Annotated in this window: 12 protein-coding genes; 6 read left to right on the forward strand and 6 right to left on the reverse strand. The window is 60.7% G+C overall.

Translation table 11 applies throughout. The features are described from left to right. Nucleotides 1–46: 46 nt before the first annotated feature. Nucleotides 47–1,387: an MFS transporter gene (locus tag A6U87_RS22555; protein WP_065693550.1), complete on the reverse strand. Its 1,341-nt coding sequence runs from the start codon at nt 1,385–1,387 to the stop codon at nt 47–49. On the opposite strand from A6U87_RS22555, the gene A6U87_RS29960 reads away from it, so the two are divergent. After that, complete coding sequence (locus tag A6U87_RS29960; protein ID WP_158007292.1) at nt 1,386–1,547, forward strand: hypothetical protein; 162 nt, start codon at nt 1,386–1,388, stop codon at nt 1,545–1,547. The genes A6U87_RS22555 and A6U87_RS29960 overlap by 2 nt on opposite strands. On the opposite strand, the gene A6U87_RS22560 is transcribed toward A6U87_RS29960, so the two are convergent. The 5 genes from A6U87_RS22560 to A6U87_RS22580 form a co-directional block, all read right to left on the reverse strand. Beyond that, nucleotides 1,534–2,595 carry an ABC transporter ATP-binding protein gene (locus A6U87_RS22560; RefSeq protein ID WP_065693551.1) on the reverse strand — a complete coding sequence of 354 codons (1,062 nt, stop codon included), beginning with the start codon at nt 2,593–2,595 and terminating at the stop codon, nt 1,534–1,536. The genes A6U87_RS29960 and A6U87_RS22560 overlap by 14 nt on opposite strands. 14 nt (nt 2,596–2,609) lie before the next feature. Next, a complete protein-coding gene (locus A6U87_RS22565; RefSeq protein WP_065693552.1) occupies nt 2,610–3,398 on the reverse strand; it encodes an iron ABC transporter permease in 789 nt (262 codons plus the stop codon). Continuing rightward, a complete protein-coding gene (locus A6U87_RS22570) occupies nt 3,395–4,288 on the reverse strand; it encodes an ABC transporter permease subunit (protein WP_065693553.1) in 894 nt (297 codons plus the stop codon). Before A6U87_RS22570 ends, A6U87_RS22565 begins: the two co-directional genes overlap by 4 nt. A gap of 72 nt (nt 4,289–4,360) precedes the next feature. Further along, entirely contained in the window at nt 4,361–5,464 is a 1,104-nt protein-coding gene (locus A6U87_RS22575) for an ABC transporter substrate-binding protein (protein WP_065693554.1), read from the reverse strand. A gap of 180 nt (nt 5,465–5,644) precedes the next feature. Next, nucleotides 5,645–6,517: a MurR/RpiR family transcriptional regulator gene (locus A6U87_RS22580; protein ID WP_065693555.1), complete on the reverse strand. Its 873-nt coding sequence runs from the start codon at nt 6,515–6,517 to the stop codon at nt 5,645–5,647. Nucleotides 6,518–6,694: 177 nt separating this feature from the next. Between A6U87_RS22580 and A6U87_RS22585 the strand changes: the two genes are divergently transcribed. From A6U87_RS22585 to A6U87_RS22605, 5 genes are all read left to right on the forward strand, one after another. Then, on the forward strand, nt 6,695–7,468 hold the full coding sequence (locus tag A6U87_RS22585) for an N-formylglutamate amidohydrolase (protein WP_065693556.1): 774 nt from the start codon (nt 6,695–6,697) through the stop codon (nt 7,466–7,468). Between the two features lie 124 nt (nt 7,469–7,592). Next, complete coding sequence (locus A6U87_RS22590) at nt 7,593–9,140, forward strand: amino acid permease (RefSeq protein WP_065693557.1); 1,548 nt, start codon at nt 7,593–7,595, stop codon at nt 9,138–9,140. 149 nt (nt 9,141–9,289) lie between these two features. Further along, nucleotides 9,290–10,657 carry a glutamine synthetase family protein gene (locus tag A6U87_RS22595; RefSeq protein WP_065693558.1) on the forward strand — a complete coding sequence of 456 codons (1,368 nt, stop codon included), beginning with the start codon at nt 9,290–9,292 and terminating at the stop codon, nt 10,655–10,657. A 108-nt stretch (nt 10,658–10,765) separates the two neighbouring features. Then, entirely contained in the window at nt 10,766–12,151 is a 1,386-nt protein-coding gene (locus A6U87_RS22600; RefSeq protein WP_065693782.1) for an aldehyde dehydrogenase family protein, read from the forward strand. Further along, the gene (locus tag A6U87_RS22605) at nt 12,148–13,299 is read left to right on the forward strand and encodes an iron-containing alcohol dehydrogenase (RefSeq protein ID WP_065693559.1); all 1,152 of its coding nucleotides are present in this window, start codon (nt 12,148–12,150) and stop codon (nt 13,297–13,299) included. The genes A6U87_RS22600 and A6U87_RS22605 overlap by 4 nt, the downstream gene beginning before the upstream one ends. Nucleotides 13,300–13,423 lie beyond the last annotated feature (124 nt).

Genomic DNA, 13,423 nt, shown 5'->3' on the forward strand with positions numbered 1-13,423 from the left:
CCGGCAGAGACGCCTGCCGGCCGGTTGCTAACTTAGTGTGTTGTCGTCAGGCGCTCGTGGCAAGACGTTCGTTCAGTTCCTCGATGCCGACTTCGGCTTCGACGCTGTCGCCCTTGGCGATCAGGTATAGCCCGAGCGCAAAGGCCAGCGCTGCGATGAACAGCAGATAATAGGCATGCGCCATCGGATTCAGCGGCAGCAGCGAGGCCACGGCAAGCGGCGTCAGGCCGCCGAAGATGGCGTATGAGACGTTGTAGGAAAAGGAGAGGCCGCTGAAGCGGACGCGTGCCGGGAATGCGCGCACCATGACATAGGGCACGGCGCCGACCATGCCCACGGACAGGCCCATGATCGCGTAGAGCACGAACAGCACCGTCAGCGACGTTGCGGCGTAGGTGTAGAAGGCGAAGGTCGCAGCAGCAAAGAAGATGCTGGCGACGACGAAGAAACGTCCTGACCCAACCCGGTCGACGATCGCGCCGGCTGCTGCCGTGCTGAAGATCAGGAAGAGCGTGCCGAAGCTGGTCGCGGCAAGCGACTGCTGCGCGGTGTAGCCATAGAGCTTCTGCAGGAAGGTTGCCGTCATAAGCGTCGTGACGACGATGCCGGCAGACAGGATCCAGGTGAGCAGCATGGAGACGATGACGCCGCGCGGGTAGTCGCGCAGGACGGCCTTCAGCGGCAGTTCAGGCGTAAGCGAGCGAGCCTGCTTCATTTCCGCGAAGATCGGCGTTTCCTGCAGCCAGCGGCGGAGGTAGACCGCAACGAGGCCGAAGATGCCGCCGAGCAGGAACGGGATGCGCCATGCATAGGCAGCGACATCCTGAGGCGTGAAGACGGAATTGATGATCGTGGCGATGAAGGATCCGAGCAGGATGCCGAGCGTCAGGCCGGAGCAGAGGAAACCGCAGGCAAAGCCGACGCGGCGGAAGGGTACGTGCTCGGCCACGAATGTCCAGGCGCCGGGCACTTCGCCGCCGATCGCCGCACCCTGCAGAATGCGCATCAGGATCAACAGGATCGGAGCGGCAACGCCAATCGTGGCGTAGGTCGGCATGGCGGCCATGCCAAGCGTCGAGAGCGCCATCAGCAGGATTGAGAAGGCGAAGACGCGCTTGCGGCCGAAGAGATCGCCGAAGTGGGCAAGCACGATACCGCCGAGCGGACGGACCAGATAGCCCGCGGCAAAGATCCCGAAGGTCTGGATGGTCACCAGCCATTCCGGCATGTCGGCCGGAAAGAACAGCTTGCCGATTACCGCCGCGAAGAAAACGAAGATGATGAAATCGTAGAACTCAAGCGCGCCACCGAGGGCCGAAAGGCCAAGTGTGCGGAAATCCTGCGCGGTGAGGCGACGGGGCGGGGCGACTGGTGTGGTGGGGGACATGATGCTGACTTTGCTCGACGAAAAACGTTTAAGCAGTCGTTGCGCATCGAGGATGTCATTTCAAGCAATTTCCGGCGCTGCGAAATACAGCGCCGGAAATGTGGAAGCGAGTGTGGCAAAGCCGCAAAACTGGTGCGGCGGCCTGATCAGTCGCGGATGACGAGGAGGTCGGCCGCCATGAAGCGCAGCGTCACGGTTTCGCCGGCAGCCGGCGGGGTGACGCCCGGGCTGTTGAACATGTCGAAAGAGATGACGTTGCCGCCGACGTTCATGCGGGTGCGGATGACCGAGCCGAGGAAATGGGCAGAGACGACCTGGCCCGTCAGCTTCGTGTCGCTCGGGGTGCTTTCGGCCAGCGATCCTGCTTCCGGGCGCAGCGCCAGCGAGACCGTGTCGCCGGCCTTGTAGGCGGCAACGGACTGCTTCAGCGTGACGCCCTGATCGCCGATCTGGATGCGGTTGACCACGGGATCGACGACCTTCGCCTCGATCATGTTGAGCGTGCCGACGAAGGAGGCGACGAAGCGTGTGGCCGGCGTGTTGTAGATCTCGAAGGGGGTTCCGATCTGGTCGGCGCGACCGGCGTTCATGACGACGATGCGGTCGGAGATCGAAAGGGCTTCTTCCTGGTCGTGCGTCACGAAGACGGTTGTGATGCCGAGCTTCTGCTGGATGGCGCGGATTTCCTCGCGCAGCGACACGCGGATCTTGGCGTCGAGCGCTGACAGCGGCTCGTCGAGCAGCAGTACCTGAGGCTTCACCGCAAGCGCACGCGCGAGTGCCACGCGCTGCTGCTGGCCGCCGGACAACTGGTAGGGATAGCGATCGGCAAGATGATCGAGCTTGATCAGCCCGAGCATTTCCTTGACGCGCTGGTCGATTTCCGCCTGCGGCGCACCGGCGACCTTGAGGCCGAAGGCAACGTTGTCGTGAACCGTCATGTTGGGGAACAGCGCGTAGGCCTGGAAGACCATGCCGATGTTGCGCTTGTTCGGCTTCAGATTGCCCTGTTCCTTGCCGCCGATCGCGATGCGACCGGAGGAAGGTGTTTCGAAGCCCGCGATCATGCGCAGGACGGTCGTCTTGCCGCAGCCCGACGGGCCGAGGAAGGAGATGAATTCACCCTTCTCGATCTGCATGTTGAAGTCATGCACGACCTGCGTTGCGCCGAAGGATTTCTTGAGGTTTGCGAGTTCGAGGAAAGCCATGAAAACCAGATACCTTACGACTTGGCCGGAGCGGCCCGGTGGAAGCGGGAGACGAGGTTGAGAAGGCCCATGCTGAGCCACGTGATCGAGAAGGCGATGACCGCCAGCGCCGACGGCTCGTAGGCGCGGTTGGCACCGACCAGCTGCAGGTAGGGGCCGAAGGCCGGACGATTGAGCAGGGCGGCCATGGTGAATTCGCCCATGACGATCGCAAGCGTGATGAAGGCGCCGGAGAGAACGCCGCTCATGACGTTCGGGAAGATGCACTTGAACATGATGGTCGTCCAGCTTGCACCGAGGCTCTCGGCCGCTTCGGTGAGCGTGCGGACATCGATCGCGCGCATCGCGGTGTCAACCGCGCGGTACATGTAAGGCAGGGACAGCGTGATGTAGGAGAGGACCAGCAGCACGTTGGTGCCCGAGGTCGAACCCGTGAGCGGCAGGATCGAGGACGAGTTATACATTCTGAGGTAGCCGAAGACGATGACGATCGCCGGGATGACCAGCGGCAGCAGCGTGATGAACTCGACCACCGGGCGGATCTGCGGCAGGCGCAGGCGGACCCAATAGGCGGTCGGCACGACGAGCAGCATGCCGAAGACGATGGTCAGAAGCGCCATCAGCATGGAAAAGCCGAACGTCTGCCGGAACTGCACATCGGAAAAGACCGATGCGTAGGCATCGAGACTATAGGTGCCGCGCCGCATGCGCAGCGAGAATTCGACGGTGGCGAGCAGTGGCAGTACGAAGTAGATCGCGCCGATCGCAATGGCGATCCAGGCTCCAAGGCGTGAAGTTTTCATTTTTGCCACCGTTCAGCGCGCATGCGCAGCAGGATGTAAACGAGGTTGGACAGGCCGGTGATGACGATCATGCCGAGCGCCAGGGCATAGCCGAGGTTGGCGTTGTGAAGAACGTCGCCGCGGATCTGCGCATAGAGCAGGATCGGTACGATGTTGAGCGAGCTGCCCGTCAGGGCGTAGGCCGTGGCGATGGCGCCAAAGGCGTTCGCGAACAGAAGCAACGTGGTGCCCATCAGGCTCGGCCAGAGGATCGGGAAGGCGACCATGCGCCAGTATTGGCCGTTGGTGGCACCGAGAATGGAGGCGGCTTCCTTCCATTCCTTCTTCATGCCGTCGAGCGCCGGCGTCAGGATCAGCACCATCAGCGGGATCTGGAAGTACATGTAGGTGATGGTCAATCCGACGAAGCTCAGCAGATTGAAGCCGGTCGAATAGAGGTTGAAGCCGAACCAGTCGCGCATCAGGACAGTCACCAGACCGGTGCGACCGAGCGTGGCGAGGAAAGCGAAGGCAAGCGGGACGCCGGCAAAATTGGAGGCTACGCCGGAAAAGGTCAGGAGCCCGGAGCGGACCCAGTTGGGCAGGCCGCCGAGCACCGCGGCCCAGGCGAGCAGAAATCCGATCAGCGCGCCGCCAACGGCAGACGCAACCGACACCTTGATGCTGATCCAATAGGCGCTGAGGATCGACGGCGTAAAGAGATCGGCAATGTTCTTGAGGGTCAGGTCGCCTTCGGGCGTGAGGAACGCGCCCGCTACCAGATAAACCGTCGGGATGATCAGGAACAACAGCGCGAAAATCATGAAGGGCGCGATGCCGAGCCAGTCTATGACCCTGTCGCGATTTATCAGGGGCGTGGAACTGGCCACGGAGGTTGAAACACTGCTCATAGACGGACAGCCTTATCGGGCAACTGACTGGGGATGCCTCTCCGCCTGGTGACGGAGAGGCAGTTTCAAAGATTACTTGACGTTGGCGCCGACCACGGAATCCCAGTTCTTGGTGATGGTTTCCTTGGCTGCTGCCTGCTGTTCGAGCGTCGGGAAGATTGCCTTCTCATACGCTGCGGCCGGCGGAAGCTTGTCAAGAAGGTCCTTCGGGATCTTGTTGTTCTTCGCTAGGTCGTTGAAGCGGATCGGGTGGCAATAGCCCTTCAGCCAGCCAAGCTGACCTTCGTCGGAGTAGAGGTATTCCATCCAGAGCTTTGCGGCGTTCGGATGCGGAGCAAATGCCGAGATCGCCTGGACGTAAACGCCAGCGACAACGCCGGTCTTCGGAACGACGACTTCGAACGGAGGATTGCCCTTCAGGCTTTCACCCCAGGAGAGGGCGTTGTAGTCCCAGGCGACGATGATCGGGGTCGAGCCCTGAGCAAACGGTGCTGCCTTGCCGACGACCGGAACGAAGTTGCCGCTCTTGTTGAGTTCGGCGAAGAACTTCAGGCCTTCTTCACCAGCCTTCGCAACGTCGCCGCCTGCTGCCGAGAGGCCGGACGCGAAGACGCCCTGAACAGCCTGGTTCGCGCTACGCGGATCACCGGCGAGAGCAACGGTGTTGGCATAGTCGCTCTTCTTCAGGTCTGCCCAGTCAGCCGGGGATTCCTTGACGAGATCCTTGTTCACGAGGAAGGAGAGAACGCCGTAGTAGTCGCCGTACCAGAAGCCGTCGGCATCCTTGGCGCTATCCGGGATGGAATCCCAGGTGGAGACCTTGTAGGGCTGGATCAGGCCATCGGCCTTTGCGGACGGGCCGAAAGAGAGGCCAACGTCGATGACGTCAGGAGCCTGCGGGCCGGTGTTGCCCTTGTTGGCCTTGATCGCTTCGATTTCGTCGCCCGAACCGGCGTCCGGGTTCAGTTCGTTGACTTCCAGGCCGTACTTTGCCTTGAAGCCGGCAATGACGTCGCCGTAGCCGCACCAGTCGTGCGGAAGCGCGATCGTGGTCAGCGTGCCTTCCTTCTTGGCGGCAGCGATGAGTTCGGCGCTGGGTTCGGCAGCGGCAATAGCAGTTGAAGCCACAACAATTGCAGTCGAAAGCGAAAGCAGTCTATAAATATTAGAGATCACTGTTGTTCTCCTTCAGGTTTCAGTGTCCGACGATGCTGTTACTGACGTTACGTGAAGCTTTCGTGACAGTTCAATGACGTTCATTTTTCTTTGTATCGCAGGCAGTTGGCGGGGATGTTTCATTTACGACACCGTTCTTCGCTTCTGCCGCGTTGTCATTTTTCTGTCGTTTTTTCCCTCCTAACCGAGTTTGCGGAAGAGCTTGGTCTGTTCGAACAAGCCTTCCAGGGTTTTCATGCGCTCCTTCGTTTCATCCCATGTCGAGTTCTGAACCGCTTCGATCAGCGCTTCGACGATGAAAAGAGTGACGACGGAGGAATCCCAGGCTGACGGCGCTTCAATCTGCACGCGAAATGTGTGGCGTGCGAGCTTGGCGGCCGGTGAACTCCATTGGTCGGTGAAAAGGATGATCTCGGCGCCGCTCTTGCGCGCGGCCGTGGCTAGGCTGACCATCTCTTGCTCGTAGCGGCGGATATCGAAGATGATCAACAGGTCGCCCTGGCTCATGTTCAGCACATATTGCGGCCAGCTGCTCGAATTTGACGACAGCAATGTCGTGTTCGGGCGAATGACCTGCATATGTGTAAAGAAGTATTCAGCCAGCGCGCCGGTGATGCGGCCTCCGACGAAATAGAGGCCGCGCTTGCGGTCCGACAGCAGCGCCGCGACGCTGTCGAATGTCGCGGTATCCAGGCCGCTCAGCGTCTGCCGGAGATTGCCCATTATGGCATCGGCAAATCGGTTCAGAATATGCGTGCCGGGGGCGTTGCTTGCCCAGCGATCGTGCTTGGCAATCGGGTTCGAGATGGTGGCCTCGACCTCCAGGTGGAGGTGGGCCTGAAAATCAGGATAGCCCTTGTAGCCCAGCTTCTGGACCATGCGCACGACTGTCGGCGTCGATACGCCGGCATTTTCGGCGATCGTCGTGATGCTCCCCAGTCCGGAGACGGGGTAGTTGTCCAGCAGACTTTCAGCCAACTGCTTTTCGGCACGTGTGAGCGCGCCAAAATGCGAATGGATTACGTCCGAAACTGTCTTCGACGCAGCGGTCACGCGATCTTGCTCCCCGGGATTGGTCTTGTGCCACTTTCCCACTGAAAGTTAACAACGCTGTCACAATCCATGTCAACTGTTGTCATGAAAAGAAATTTTCAGAGTGTGCTTGACAGGGCTCAGAACCTGAAGAATTCTTTTCTATAAATAATTTATTAATGTCGGGATGGTGCGCCTGTGGTGCCTGCTCAAGTCGAGGTTCTCAGCAAAGCGGACGGGGAATGCGTCGCGGTGGAACGACCGAACGGCCCGAGCCCGCTGCTTGTCATTTGCGAACATGCTTCCCGACGGCTTCCCGAGCGCTTCGGCACGCTCGGCCTCTCCGAAGAGGCCCTGCGTAGCCATATAGCCTGGGATCCCGGTGCCTTGGCGGTCGCTCGCGGTATTTCCGAGGCTCTGGATGCAACGCTCGTCTATCAGCGGTTTTCCCGGCTGATCTACGATTGCAATCGCCCGCCTGAATCCCCGGGCGCCATGCCCGAGAAGAGCGAAGTCTACGATATTCCGGGCAATGCCCGCCTCGGCGATGAAGAGCGCCACGCGAGGACGAAAGCGTTGTATATTCCTTTCCACGATGCCATCCGGGCGCTGATTCGCGACCGCAAGGCGAGGGGGCAGGAGACCGTGATCGCAACAGTCCATAGCTTCACGCCCATCTACCACGGCAAGACGCGTGCCGTGGAGATTGGTATTCTGCACGATGAAGACAGCCGCTTGGCAGACGGCATGCTCGAGGCCGCCGAAGCCGGCCCGCACCGTTATAAAATCGAACGCAACGAACCCTACGGCCCGGCCGACGGCGTGACCCACACGCTGATCCTGCACGGGGTTTCGAATGGGTTTCGCAATGTAATGATCGAGGTCCGCAACGACCTCATCTCGGACGAAACCGGTCAAGGGGTCATGGCCGGGTATCTGACGGGGCTGCTCCAGCAAAGCCTGGACGCCTGAATAGCAACGATAAGACCCCAGGGAGCAGTTTAACTGCGCCGCCCGTAGGCGAAGACGCCGCGGGCACTTTGGCACTGGATGATCATTCGCAATTCCGCGGCTGATCGCTATACAGGGGGAAGTCATGTCCGATTATACGGAACTCGACAAAAAGCAGGATGTGCACATCCTGCACTCCATGGGCTATGCCCAGGAGCTGGAACGACGGATGAGCTCGTTCTCGAATTTTGCTGTTTCATTTTCCATCATTTGCATTCTTTCCGGTGGTATCAACTCGCTGGCGCAGGCAACTGCGGGCGCCGGCGGTGCAGCTATCGGCATCGGCTGGCCGGTCGGTTGCTTCGTTTCGCTAGTGTTTGCCGTTGCCATGGCGCAGATCAGCTCCGCCTATCCGACGGCCGGTGGTCTCTACCACTGGGGTTCGATCCTCGGTAACCGCTTCACCGGCTGGCTGACCGCCTGGTTCAACCTGCTCGGTCTTGTCACCGTTCTTGGTGCGATCAACGTCGGTACCTACTACTTCTTCATGGGTTCCTTCGGCACGGGCTATTTCGGTCTGACGGATACCACCACCGTTCGCATTCTCTTCCTGGTGATCATCACCGGTGCGCAGGCACTCGTGAACCACATGGGGATCGGGCTGACAGCGAAGCTCACCGACTTCTCGGGCTATCTGATCTTCGCAACGGCGATTGCTCTTTCGGCGGTATGCCTGCTGGCAGCACCGTCCTATGACCTGGCGCGCCTCTTCACCTTCGCCAACTATTCCGGCGAAGCTGGCGGCAATGTCTGGCCAGCAACGTCGGGCACCTGGGTATTCCTGCTCGGTCTGCTGCTGCCAATCTACACGATCACCGGCTATGACGCGTCGGCGCATACGTCGGAAGAAACGGTCAAGGCTGCCCATTCCGTTCCGCGCGGCATGGTCTCCTCCGTTCTCTGGTCGGCGCTCTTCGGCTACATCATGCTGTGCTCGTTCGTCCTGATGCTCCCGAACATGGACGATGCCGCCAAGCAGGGCTGGAACGTGTTCTTCTGGGCCATGGACAGCCAGGTCAACCCTGTCGTCAAGGATCTGCTCTACTTCGCCATCCTCGTCAGCCAGTGGCTGTGCGGTCTTGCGACGGTCACCTCGGTCTCGCGCATGATCTTCGCGTTCTCGCGTGACGGCGGTCTGCCGGCATCCAAGGCGCTCGCCAAGGTCAGCCCGAAGTATCGCACGCCGGTGGCTGCGATCTGGACGGGTTCGATCCTTTCGGTCCTGTTCGTCTGGGGTTCGTCGCTCGTCTCTATCGGTGATACGCCGGTTTACACGATCGTCGTCTCGTGCACGGTCATCTTCCTGTTCTTCTCCTTCGCGATCCCGATCACGCTCGGTCTCTTCGCCTGGGGCACGTCGAAGTGGGACAAGATGGGTCCGTGGAACATCGGCGAGGGCATGTACAAGCTCTTCTCCGTTCTCACGATCCTCGCGATGATCCTTATCTTCGTTCTCGGCGTTCAGCCGCCGAACGAGTGGGCGCTCTACATCACCGTGGGCTTCCTTGTGCTGACCGCGATCGTGTGGTTCGGCTTCGAAAGCCGCCGCTTCAAGGGCCCGCCGATCGGCGAGGAAGTGGCACGTCGCCAGGCCGAGATTGCGGCTGCCGAAAAGGCCGTTGGCGAACACTAAGCTTCAGACTTTTCATATCAATGGCGGGGCTGCCCTGTGCAGCCCCGTTCCCCCGGCTCAACGAAAATGCATCGGGCGCCTCAGCCTCGCGCCAAGGCATGCTCTTTCGTTGCCCCGATTTTCCTATTCAAAGTTCAGGCGGATTCAATATGAGCATCTATACTCTCGACGATCTCAAGCAGGATGTTGCCGACGGCCGCATCGACACGGTTCTGGCGTGCCAGGTGGACATGCAGGGTCGCTTGATGGGCAAGCGCTTCCAGGCGGAATATTTCATCGAGAGCGCCTGGAAAGAGACCCACAGCTGCAACTATCTGGTCGCCACCGACATGGAGATGGAAACCGTCTCCGGATACAAGGCGACAAGCTGGGAAAAGGGCTACGGCGACTACACCATGAAGCCGGACCTTTCGACGCTGCGCCGCATTCCCTGGCTTGAAGGGACGGCGCTGGTGCTTTGCGACCTGCTCGACCACCACACGCATGAGGAGGTGCCCCACTCGCCGCGCGCCATCCTGAAGAAGCAGGTCAAGCGCCTCGAAGACATGGGCATGAAGGCGTTCATGGCCTCCGAGCTCGAGTTCTTCCTGTTCGACCAGACCTACGAGTCGGCGCACGCCTCCGGCTATCGCAACCTCAAGCTCGCCAGCGCCTACAACGAAGACTACCACATCTTCCAGACAACCAAGGAAGAAGAGGTCATGCGAGCGATCCGCACCGGTCTTCAGGGCGCCGGCATTCCGGTCGAGAACTCCAAGGGCGAGGCGTCCGCCGGCCAGGAAGAGATCAACGTCCGCTACGCCGACGCGCTGACGATGGCGGACCGGCACGCGATCATCAAGAACGGCTGCAAGGAAATCGCCTGGTCGAAGGGCAAGGCCATCACCTTCCTTGCCAAGTGGCACTACAACGCCGCCGGCAGTTCGTCGCATATCCACCAGTCGCTCTGGAGCGCGGATGGCAAGACACCGTTGTTTGCCGACGACAAGGGCAAATACGGCATGTCGCCGCTGATGGAAAACTACATTGCCGGGCTGCTCGCGCATGCGAGCGAGATCACCTATTTCCTGGCGCCCTATATCAACTCCTACAAGCGTTTCATGGCCGGCACCTTCGCGCCGACCAAAGCGATCTGGAGCAAGGACAACCGTACGGCCGGCTATCGCCTCTGCGGCGATGGTACGAAGGCGATCCGCATCGAGTGCCGCGTCGGCGGGTCCGACCTCAACCCCTATCTCGCCTTTGCGGCACTGCTGGCGGCTGGCATCGACGGCATCGAGAACAAGATGGAACTCGAAGCGCCGTTCGTCGGTGACGCCTATGGCGCGCGCAAGGTTCGCGAGATTCCGCGCACGCTGCGCGCGGCGACGGTTTCCATGACCAAATCGAAGATGTTGCGGAATGCCTTCGGCGACGACGTCATCGATCACTACACCCGTGCTGCCGAATGGGAGCAGGAAGAATACGATCGCCGCATCACCGACTGGGAAGTGGCGCGCGGTTTCGAAAGAGCATAATAGGCGTAGCAAAGGCCGGACGACGTCCTGTCATACGATCTCCATATCTTGCGAGATTGTCTGTAGGCGGCGGCCGGCTTCGGCACGCGAAAACATAGGAAGATGATCATGGGAATGATCCAATGCATTTCGCCGATCGATGGATCGGTTTACGCTGAGCGTCCGGCGCTGTCGCTGGAGGCGGCGAAGGATGTGGTGGCGCGCGCCCGCAAGGCGCAGAAGTCCTGGGCGAAGCGGCCGCTGGAAGACCGCGTGCAGCTCGTCCTCAAGGGCGTTGCGCGCTTGAACGAGATGTCCGACGTCGTCGTGCCCGAGCTTGCCTGGCAGATGGGCCGGCCGATCCGCTATGGCGGTGAGTACAAGGGTTTCAACGAGCGCTCCAACTACGTTGCCTCGATCGCAGCCGATGCGCTGGCGCCGCTCGTCGTTGAAGAAAGCGACAAGTTCGAGCGCCGCATCGAGCGCGAGGCGCATGGTGTCGTCTTCGTCGTGGCGCCGTGGAACTATCCCTACATGACGGCGATCAATACGATCGCGCCGGCGCTGATGGCGGGCAATACGGTTGTGCTGAAGCATGCGTCGCAGACGCTTCTCGTCGGCGAGCGGCTGGTGCAGGCCTTCGTCGAGGCTGGCGTTCCTGATGATGTGTTCCAGAACATCGTTCTCGATCATGAGACGACGTCGGCGCTGATTGCAGCCGGCAGCTTCAATTTCGTGAACTTCACCGGTTCGGTCGAAGGCGGACGCTCGATGGAGCGTGCGGCGGCGGGCACCTTTACCGGCCTTGGCCTCGAACTCGGCGGCAAGGATCCTGGCTATGTCATGGAAGACGCCGACCTCGATGCGGCGGTCGATACGCTGATGGACGGCGCGACGTATAACTCGGGGCAGTGCTGCTGCGGCATTGAGCGCATCTATGTGCACGAGTCGCTCTACGACAGCTTCGTCGAGAAGTCGGTCGCATGGGTGTCGAACTACAAGCTCGGCAATCCGCTCGATCCTGAGACGTCGCTCGGTCCGATGGCGAACAAGCGTTTCGCCAAGGTCGTGCGCGAGCAGATCGCCGATGCCGTCTCGAAGGGCGCCAAGGCGCTGGTCGATCCCAAGCTGTTCCCGCAGGATGATGGCGGCGCCTATCTAGCGCCGCAGATCCTCGTCAACGTCGATCACTCGATGGCCTTCATGCGCGAAGAGACCTTCGGTCCTGCCGTCGGCATCATGAAGGTGAAGAGCGACGATGAGGCGCTGGCGCTGATGAACGACAGCCAGTATGGCCTGACGGCATCGCTGTGGACGCAGGATGCGGAACGGGCAGGGCGGCTTGGTCGCGAGATCGAAACCGGCACCGTGTTCATGAACCGCGCAGACTATCTCGATCCGGCACTCTGCTGGACCGGCGTCAAGGAAACCGGTCGCGGCGGCTCGCTGTCGATCATCGGCTTCCAGAACCTGACGCGTCCGAAATCCTACCATCTGAAGAAAGTCACAGCATGAGCAGCAACATCACAGCCAACTGGAGCTATCCGACCGCCTTCAAGCTCGGCCGGGGCCGCATCAAGGAACTGGCGGACGCCTGCAAGAGCCTCGGCATGAAGAAGCCGCTGTTGATCACCGACCGCGGCCTCGCATCGATGGCGATCACCCAGACTGCGCTCGACATTCTCGAAGAAGCCGGTCTCGGTCGCGCGATATTCGCCGATGTCGATCCGAACCCGAACGACAAGAACCTCGACGCCGGCGTCAAGGCGTTCAAGGACGGTGGCCACGATGGCGTCGTTGCCTTCGGCGGCGGTTCCGGCCTTGATCTCGGCAAGTGCGTGGCCTTCATGGCCGGCCAGACGCGGCCCGTCTGGGACTTCGAGGATATCGGTGACTGGTGGACGCGCGCCAGCATTGAAGGCATCGCGCCGATCGTCGCCGTGCCGACGACGGCAGGCACCGGCTCGGAAGTCGGTCGCGCCAGCGTCATTACCAATTCCGAAACGCATGTAAAGAAGATCATCTTCCATCCGAAGTTCCTGCCAGGCGTCGTCATCGCCGATCCGGAACTGACGGTCGGCATGCCGAAGATCATCACCGCCGGCACTGGCATGGATGCCTTCGCGCATTGCCTCGAAGCCTATTCCTCGCCCTTCTACCATCCGATGTCGGCGGGCATCGCGCTCGAGGGTATGCGTCTCGTCAAGGAATACCTGCCGCGCGCCTACAAGGAGGGCACGGATCTCGAAGCTCGCGCCAACATGATGTCGGCCGCAGCCATGGGTGCCGTTGCGTTCCAGAAGGGCCTCGGTGCGATCCATGCGCTGTCGCACCCGATCGGCGCCGTCTACAACACGCACCACGGCATGACGAACGCCGTTGTGATGCCGGCTGTGCTGCGTTTCAACCGTTCGGCGATCGAAGACAAGATCGCGCGTGCGGCGGCTTATCTCGGCATCTCCGGCGGCTTTGATGGCTTCTATGACTATGTGCTGCAGCTGCGTGCCGAACTCGGCGTACCGCAGAATCTGTCGGCTATGGGAATCACCCCGGATCGCATCGATGAGCTTTCTGCGATGGCGATCGAGGACCCGAGCGCCGGCGGAAACCCCGTCGCGTTAACACTTGAGAACACCAAGGCGCTTTTCAAGGATTGCTTCTGAGACAAAAGGCGGACCTGAACCTGGCCCGGAAAGCACTGGCTTTCCGGGCTTTTTTGTTGCCCGCTCGCCTGCTTTTGATCCGGCGTTCCTGGGATGCGAGAAATGGTCGCCGCAATTTTCGGTC

Origin of the sequence: Rhizobium sp. AC44/96, from assembly GCF_001692185.1 — a bacterium.
In the GTDB taxonomy this organism is placed as follows: domain Bacteria; phylum Pseudomonadota; class Alphaproteobacteria; order Rhizobiales; family Rhizobiaceae; genus Rhizobium.

What these genes read in the sequence shown, in the direction of transcription:
- A6U87_RS29960 (WP_158007292.1), top strand. Translation starts at nt 1,386, where the DNA reads ATGATGCTGACTTTGCTCGACGAAAAACGTTTAAGCAGTCGTTGCGCA.
- A6U87_RS22555 (WP_065693550.1), bottom strand. Translation starts at nt 1,387, where the DNA reads ATGTCCCCCACCACACCAGTCGCCCCGCCCCGTCGCCTCACCGCGCAG.
- A6U87_RS22560 (WP_065693551.1), bottom strand. Translation starts at nt 2,595, where the DNA reads ATGGCTTTCCTCGAACTCGCAAACCTCAAGAAATCCTTCGGCGCAACG.
- A6U87_RS22565 (WP_065693552.1), bottom strand. Translation starts at nt 3,398, where the DNA reads ATGAAAACTTCACGCCTTGGAGCCTGGATCGCCATTGCGATCGGCGCG.
- A6U87_RS22570 (WP_065693553.1), bottom strand. Translation starts at nt 4,288, where the DNA reads ATGAGCAGTGTTTCAACCTCCGTGGCCAGTTCCACGCCCCTGATAAAT.
- A6U87_RS22590 (WP_065693557.1), top strand. Translation starts at nt 7,593, where the DNA reads ATGTCCGATTATACGGAACTCGACAAAAAGCAGGATGTGCACATCCTG.
- A6U87_RS22595 (WP_065693558.1), top strand. Translation starts at nt 9,290, where the DNA reads ATGAGCATCTATACTCTCGACGATCTCAAGCAGGATGTTGCCGACGGC.
- A6U87_RS22600 (WP_065693782.1), top strand. Translation starts at nt 10,766, where the DNA reads ATGGGAATGATCCAATGCATTTCGCCGATCGATGGATCGGTTTACGCT.
- A6U87_RS22605 (WP_065693559.1), top strand. Translation starts at nt 12,148, where the DNA reads ATGAGCAGCAACATCACAGCCAACTGGAGCTATCCGACCGCCTTCAAG.